Consider the following 6,723-nt stretch of genomic DNA (forward strand, 5'->3'; position numbering starts at 1 on the left):
CCGGTGTCAGTTCCTTATGATGGGTTGATGGATGCGGCAAGGGGAAGGCTGACCCCCAAAGATAGGGTAAAAGAAGAACGGGATCCCTGCTGCTTTTGCACCCCAGATCTCCAGATTTGCGCTGGAGACTTGCGATTAGATTAACCCAAGAAGTTGCCGGCAGAGGAAATCCGGATGAAGGTATTGCTGACCAACGATGACGGCATCGAGGCGGCGGGGCTGGCCCAGCTCAAGCTGGCCCTCGGCTCCCTTGTTGCAGAAGAACACTGTTGGATTGTGGCCCCCCACCAGGAGCTTTCCGGCTGCAGCCACCAGGTGACGACGCGACGACCGTTTCGGGCCTCTGCCCGCGGCGAGCGCACCTTTGCCGTTGAGGGATCCCCTGCCGACTGTGTGCGGGTGGCCCTATTCAAACTGGCTCCATCCGTAGATTGGGTGCTTTCCGGCATTAACGAGGGGGGAAACCTGGGAACGGATGTGTACTTGTCCGGCACGGTGGCAGCGGTGCGGGAAGCGGCGCTGCGTGGGATCCCGGGGATCGCCATTTCCCAATACCGAGCAGGGGGCAAACCCATCGACTGGGAACAGGCGCGGCGCTGGACCTGTGCCATTTTGGCGGAGCTGATGGAACAACCCCTGCCCAGCGGAGCGTTTTGGAATGTCAACTTGCCCCACCTGCCACCTGGATCCCCTCTGCCGGAGCGGGTTTACTGTCCCCTCTGTACCCAACCTCTGCCCCTCGATTACGCCGTGGAGGCAGAAGACAATGGGGTAGAGTCATTGTGGTTTCGCTATCAGGGCCGCTATGCGGATCGCGCCCGCGATCCCCAAGCCGATACCGACATCTGCTTCTCCGGTCGGGTGGCCATCACTCAAGTGCAACTGGTCTCAGGAGTTTCCGCCTGAGGGGGCAAGGTTGCGGGCAATGGTTCTCAGCCGTTGTAGCCGCAGCGCCGTCAGGATATCGCTGGGATCCAACTTGAGAACCTGTTCCAGAGCATCCGCCAGGTGTTGAGCCGCCTCTTGGCGGCTGTAGCCGCGAAACTGGGCGCGGCGCAGGGCAAATTCATCGGCATCGAAATGGGCGCTCTCCCGGTTCAGGTTTTGCCAGATCTGCTGAATCGAGAGGGCTGTGATGCCACCCGCCAAGAGAGCGGAAAAAGGGTGCTGCAAAGAGAGCTCCGCCACAGTGGTGATGCCTCCCAGCAAAGCCAGCGACTGGTAAAATCCCGGCTGCAGCCAGTTGCGATTGCCCAGCCAACCCACCTCGCGCAGAAACAACAGATCCCGCTGGGGACGTGGGATCTGTTGCCAACGGCGAAAATCGATGGCGATCGTGCCCTGGGGCTGCCAAGGGGCCTTGCGGCGGGAGACCAGCAGGGCTTCACCCCCGAAGTTGGGCACGACGCTGACCAAGGGTCGGAAGGAGGCGGGAAGCAGATCCCGCAGTCGTTCGGTCTCTTCCTTTTCAAAGGGTTTGAAGTCTGGGCGGCTGGTCATGGCCTCACCTGCTGGGAGCACTGGGGTGGAGAGCCCGCCTGAAACCCAGGCCCTGCTGCGGCCCCAAACACCACAGCCCTGTGCAGAACCGGTGCGCAGCTAGTTTACCTTATCTCCGGGCCGACCGTGAACGCTCTGCAGCCTGATCCAGGTTGCGTAGACTGGGAAGGAAAGACTATCTTCCTTCATCCTCAGCCCATGACCTTCTCAGCCCAGCCGGAACCCCAAGTGCAGGGCAAGGGGCAGAGCGTTGTCAGCCCTCTCTACACCTATGCCTTCTTCCCGCAGCCGGATCCGCAGCTTTTGTCCTTCATCCGGCAAACCGAGGGGATCCATCAGCCGGTACAGGTGTTTGCCCCGGTGGGGAGCCGAATTGCCGCCGCTGTGGAGCCGATGCGGGATCCAGAGGCGTTGCAAGCTTCGGATGAGGTGCTGGTGCGTTCTGCCCTGCGCCACGATCAGGTGCTCTGCCGGCTGTTTGCCCAGATGCCGCTGCTGCCCCTGCGCTTTGGCACCTGCTTTCTCTCGGCAGAAAAGCTGGGATCCCATCTGCTGGCGCGGCAGGCAGAGTACGAACAGGTCCTCGCGGCCATTGGGGGAAGGGCCGAGTACTGTCTGAAGGGAAGGATTCGGCCTCAGCCCCAGCCGGAGCCGCAGCCATCTCTGAGCGGGACGGCCTATCTGTTGGCCCGCAAGCAAGCCTATTTGCAGCAACAGCAAGCCCAAGCGCAGCAAGAGCAGGAGCTGGCGGCCCTGCAGCAACTTTGGCCCTCTACTTGGCCTGTGCAAAAGGGGGATCCCCAGCCGGGCGAACGCTTGCGGCTTTACATTTTGCTCACCCCTGCCGAACGGGAAACGGCGGCCCAGCTTACCCAAACCTGGCTGGCGCAGCACCCCGATTGGCAACTGGACTGGAGCCCCCCTTTGCCCCCCTATCACTTTGTGGGTGCCATAGGGGACAGATGCTAGACTCCGACTCCTGGGTGATCGGCACCGTTTATCGTAGTAGTGGTGAGGGGAGTTTTCTGGTTCAAGGTCGGCAGCAGGCAAGAGGAGCGGTTGTGGTCTATCGAGTTGGGCTATTGGGGCTGGGCACGGTCGGCACGGGTGTTGTGCAAATGCTGCAGCAACCGCAGCACCCTCTCCTACAGGCGGTCGAGATTGCGGCAGTGGGGGTGCGCTCCCTGGATAAGCCGCGGCAAGTGCGGATCCCACCTGAGCGCTTGACCACCAATCTGGAGCAGATCGTCTCGGATCCGGAAATCGATGCGGTGATCGAGCTGATGGGGGGCCTGGAGCCGGCCCGCAGCCTGATCCTGAAGGCCATTGACCACGGCAAGCCGGTGATCACGGCCAACAAAGCGGTGATTGCCCGCCATGGGGAAGAGATCTTTCAAGCTGCCGCCCAGGCCGGGGTGGCGGTGCTGCTGGAAGCGGCGGTGGGCGGCGGGATCCCCATTGTGCAGGCTTTGCAACACTCCCTGCGGGCCAGCCGCATCCAGGCGGTCTGGGGCATCGTCAACGGCACCACCAATTTCATCCTCAGCCAGATGGCCCAGCAGGGCAGCTCCTTTGCCGAGGCGCTGGCCCAGGCCCAGGCCCGCGGCTACGCGGAAGCGGATCCCAGCGCCGATGTGGAAGGGTGGGATGCCGCCGACAAAATCGCCATTCTGGCCGGCCTCGCCTTTGGGGTGGCGGTGCCGCGGGAAGCCATCCCCTGCGAAGGGATCCGCAACATCAGCTCCACCGACATCCGCTATGCCCGCGAGTGGGGCTACACCTTCAAGCTCCTGGCCATCGCCCAAAGGGCCGCCGCCCAGGGATCTGAGACGGCCTTGGATGTGCGCGTCCACCCTACTCTGCTGCCGGTTACCCACCCGCTGGCCAACGTCCACGGCGTGGACAACGCCGTCTGGGTGCAGGGGGATCCCCTGGGGCAGGTGGTGCTCGCCGGCCCAGGGGCGGGACAGGGGCCGACCGCCAGCGCCGTGGTTGGGGATTTGCTCACCCTCCGGGCCCACCTGCAAACCGGGGCCTATCTGCCCAATCCTCTATGGGGGTTCTTCGGCAGGGCTGCCGCTTTGCTCCCGCTGGCGGAATTGGAGTCGGAGTTTTACGTGCGGGTGTTGGCCCAGGATCAGCCGGGGGTGATGGGGGCGATCGGCACCTGCTTTGGCCGCCACCGGGTTAGCCTGGAGAGCATTACCCAAAAAGAGTGCCACCAGGAGCAGGCGGAGATCGTCATCCTCACCCACACCGTCCGCGAGGCCGATTGTCGGCAGGCGCTGGCCGAGATCCAACAGCTTCCCCAGGTGGCCGCGATCCCCAGCCTGTTTCGCGTGCTGCGTTGATTGCTTTCAGGAAACCCATAGGAACCGCGATGATGGACAGCTTGGAAGCGGCAGTCAATCCCTCAACTGAGCCTCTGACCCACTTGTGGGAACGGGCTGAGGTGGTGGTCATTGGAGCGGGCATCAGCGGCCTGACCCTGGCGCTACGCCTGCGGCAGGGCCGCTCCGCTCAGCCGGTGCTCTTGGCCGAGGCCAGCCCTCGTGTCGGCGGCTGCATCTCCACCCAATCCAAAAACGGCTACCGCTGGGAAGAAGGCCCCAACAGCTTTACCCCCGTCCCCCCTCTGCTCAACCTCATTGCCGAGGTGGGCCTGGCCGAGCAACTGGTGCTGGCGGATGCCAAGTTGCCCCGCTACATCTACTGGGAGAAAGAGCTGCTGCCGGTGCCCCTCAGCCCTTCTGCAGCCATTGGCTCGCGGCTGTTGAGCGTGGGCGGCAAGCTGCGGGCTTTGCAGGGGTTGTTGGGGTTTGTCCCGCCGCCGCCAGGGCGCGAGGAAACGGTGCGGCAATTCTTCCGGCGACAACTGGGATCCGAGGTGGCAGAACGCTTGGTGGAACCTTTCACCTCAGGGGTGTATGCGGGGGATCCGGATCAGCTCAGCGCCTTGGCCGCCTTTCCCCGCGTGGCCGGCTTGGAAGAGCGCTACGGCAGCCTTTTTGCCGGCGCGCTGCAGGCTTTGCGCCACAGACCCCAGCCCTCTCCTGTGGCCATCCAGCCCCCACCCCAACGTGGCCAACTGGGCAACCTGCGCCAAGGGCTGCAGCAGTTGCCGGAAGCGATAGCCCAAAAGCTGGGGGACAGCCTGCGGCTGGGCTGGCGGGCTGTGCAGCTCAAGCGGGATGAGATGGGCTATTGGGTGGGCTTTAAGACCGCCGAGGGATCCCGCTGGGTGGTTGCCCGGCAGGTGGTGCTGGCTCTTCCCGCGCCTGAAGCTGCCTCGCTGTTGCAGGAGCTCAACCCCCCAGCCAGCCGGCTCTTGGCCGGGATCCCCTATCCGCCGGTGGCGGTGGTGGCTTTGGCCTATCCCCAAGAGGCTCTGCCGCAGCCGTTGCGGGGGTTTGGCCATTTGATCCCGCGCTCCCAGGGTTTGCGCACCCTGGGCACCATCTGGGCCTCCTGCCTTTTCCCAGAGCGGTCTCCCCAGGGCTATCACTGCTTCCTCAGCTTCATCGGCGGGGCCACCGACCCGCTCATGGCAGCACTTTCCCCTGAAGAGCGAGCGCAGATTGTGCACGCAGAGCTGAGCCAGATCCTGCTCACCCGACCTGTCGAGCCCATCCGCCTGGGAGAGCGCCTGTGGCCCCGGGCTATCCCACAATACACGCTTGGCCATCGGCAGCGGATGGCCCAGTTGCAAGCTTACCTGGCGTCCCAAACCCCAGGTGTGTGGGTGTGCGCCAACTACCTGGATGGCGTGGCGTTGGGAGATTGTGTGCGTCGGGCCGAGGCGCTGGCGCAACAGCTTTTGTTGCAAGCGTTCTGAATCCACATCAAATCCGTTCGCATCGGCGGGACGGGATCCGCAAGCAATGTCCCCACATTCCTACACCACGCTGCTGCTTGTCCCCACCGGCATCGGTGCCCGCATAGGTGGCTTTGCCGGGGATGCCCTGCCCATTGCCCGCGTCTTGGCCGCGGCAGCGGAGCGGGTCATCACTCACCCCAATGTCTTAAACGGGGCCAGTTTGTATTGGCCGATGGGGAATGTGTTCTACGTCGAAGGGTACGGCCTGGATCGATTTTGTGCCGGGGTGTGGAACTTGAGGCCGGTGCGCCAAAACCGCGTCGGGGTAGTGCTGGATGCCGGCATTCCGGAAGATCTGCAACAGCGCCACCTGCACGTGCTGCAGGCTGCCCAGGCCACCTTAGGGCTTAACATCGGCCCCTGGCGCTTGACCGGCCGACCCCTGGGTGTTTCCGTCTGCTCCTCCCCTTCCGGGGCCAGCCAGGGATCCCTGGCCCAGCCTGATGCTCTGTTGGAGACTGCCCAAGAGCTGATCCGCCTGGGAGCAGAGGCCATTGCCGTGGTGGCCCGCTTCCCCGACCAGCTCGACTTCAGCCAGTACCAGCAGGGGAGGGGGGTGGATCCCTTGGCTGGGGCAGAGGCCATCCTCAGCCACCTGGTGGTGCGAGAGCTGGGGATCCCTTGTGCCCACGCCCCCGCCTTCTACCCCGATCCAGACCCTAAGCCGGTTCACCCCCGCGCTGCCGCCGAAGAGGTGGGGTTTACCTTTTTGCCCTCGGTTTTGGTGGGCCTTAGCTACGCTCCCCAATTCGTCAAAACTCCCCAGCCGGGCGACCTGACGGCAGAGCAGGTAGATAGCGTCATCGCCCCGGCCACCGCCTTTGGCGGGCCTGGATTGCTGCACCTGGCCAGCCGTCCCCGCCCGCCGCTGTTTATTGCCGTCGAGGAAAACACCACCGTGATGCAGGTGCACCCCCGCCAGTTGGGGATCCCTTGTGTATCGGTAGCTTCCTATCTGGAGGCCGTTGGTGTGGTGGTGGCCCACCGAGCAGGTGTGGCCTGGTCGTCGCTCCAGCTTTCCCCCTCCACCCCGGAAAAGCTGATCAGCTCCGCACTTGAGCATGACAGGCCCTAAGCCCCATAGCCCGCGGGCAACTTGAGTGTCTCCCGCAGGACAACATCTGCAGTGTTTTGAGAATGGCGCGGCAGCCGGGACGTCAAGTCTATGGACATTTCAAACAGTTATAGTCATTGCAAATAGCAATGAAACGATTCGTTACGTCGTTATTGCTCCGCAACGCTGTCGCGAACGCGCCGCTCTAACTCCCCTCTCCCTCAGGGAGAGGGGCTGGGGGTGAGGGATATCCCTAAGGGAGAGGGGCTGGGGGTGAGGGATATCCCTCAGG

General features: G+C 63.6%; 6 protein-coding genes. 5 read left to right on the forward strand and 1 reads right to left on the reverse strand.

Annotation, left to right across the window (positions count from 1 at the left end; genetic code table 11):
- Positions 1 to 174 precede the first annotated feature (174 nt).
- Complete coding sequence (surE, locus tag NW862_RS04020) at positions 175 to 906, forward strand: 5'/3'-nucleotidase SurE (protein WP_414334800.1); 732 nt, start codon at positions 175 to 177, stop codon at positions 904 to 906.
- Here surE and NW862_RS04025 read toward each other — a convergent pair.
- On the reverse strand, positions 889 to 1,500 hold the full coding sequence (locus NW862_RS04025) for a DUF3318 domain-containing protein (RefSeq protein ID WP_414334799.1): 612 nt from the start codon (positions 1,498 to 1,500) through the stop codon (positions 889 to 891). The genes surE and NW862_RS04025 overlap by 18 nt on opposite strands.
- Before the next feature lie 198 nt (positions 1,501 to 1,698).
- On the opposite strand from NW862_RS04025, the gene NW862_RS04030 reads away from it, so the two are divergent.
- The 4 genes from NW862_RS04030 (at position 1,699) to NW862_RS04045 (ending at position 6,452) form a co-directional block, all read left to right on the forward strand.
- Complete coding sequence (locus NW862_RS04030; RefSeq protein WP_414334798.1) at positions 1,699 to 2,469, forward strand: GvpL/GvpF family gas vesicle protein; 771 nt, start codon at positions 1,699 to 1,701, stop codon at positions 2,467 to 2,469.
- Between the two features lie 92 nt (positions 2,470 to 2,561).
- A complete protein-coding gene (locus NW862_RS04035) occupies positions 2,562 to 3,851 on the forward strand; it encodes a homoserine dehydrogenase (protein ID WP_414334813.1) in 1,290 nt (429 codons plus the stop codon).
- 29 nt (positions 3,852 to 3,880) lie between these two features.
- Positions 3,881 to 5,335: a protoporphyrinogen oxidase gene (gene hemG / locus NW862_RS04040; RefSeq protein WP_414334797.1), complete on the forward strand. Its 1,455-nt coding sequence runs from the start codon at positions 3,881 to 3,883 to the stop codon at positions 5,333 to 5,335.
- Between the two features lie 46 nt (positions 5,336 to 5,381).
- Entirely contained in the window at positions 5,382 to 6,452 is a 1,071-nt protein-coding gene (locus NW862_RS04045) for a DUF3326 domain-containing protein (RefSeq protein WP_414334796.1), read from the forward strand.
- The last annotated feature ends 271 nt before the right edge of the window (positions 6,453 to 6,723 follow it).

The organism is Synechococcus sp. H55.8, from assembly GCF_047462375.1.
In the GTDB taxonomy this organism is placed as follows: domain Bacteria; phylum Cyanobacteriota; class Cyanobacteriia; order Thermostichales; family Thermostichaceae; genus Thermostichus.

Excerpts from the sequence above, each read along its gene's own strand:
- surE (WP_414334800.1), top strand. The coding sequence starts at position 175 with ATGAAGGTATTGCTGACCAACGATGACGGCATCGAGGCGGCGGGGCTG.
- NW862_RS04025 (WP_414334799.1), bottom strand. The coding sequence starts at position 1,500 with ATGACCAGCCGCCCAGACTTCAAACCCTTTGAAAAGGAAGAGACCGAA.
- NW862_RS04030 (WP_414334798.1), top strand. The coding sequence starts at position 1,699 with ATGACCTTCTCAGCCCAGCCGGAACCCCAAGTGCAGGGCAAGGGGCAG.
- hemG (WP_414334797.1), top strand. The coding sequence starts at position 3,881 with ATGATGGACAGCTTGGAAGCGGCAGTCAATCCCTCAACTGAGCCTCTG.
- NW862_RS04045 (WP_414334796.1), top strand. The coding sequence starts at position 5,382 with ATGTCCCCACATTCCTACACCACGCTGCTGCTTGTCCCCACCGGCATC.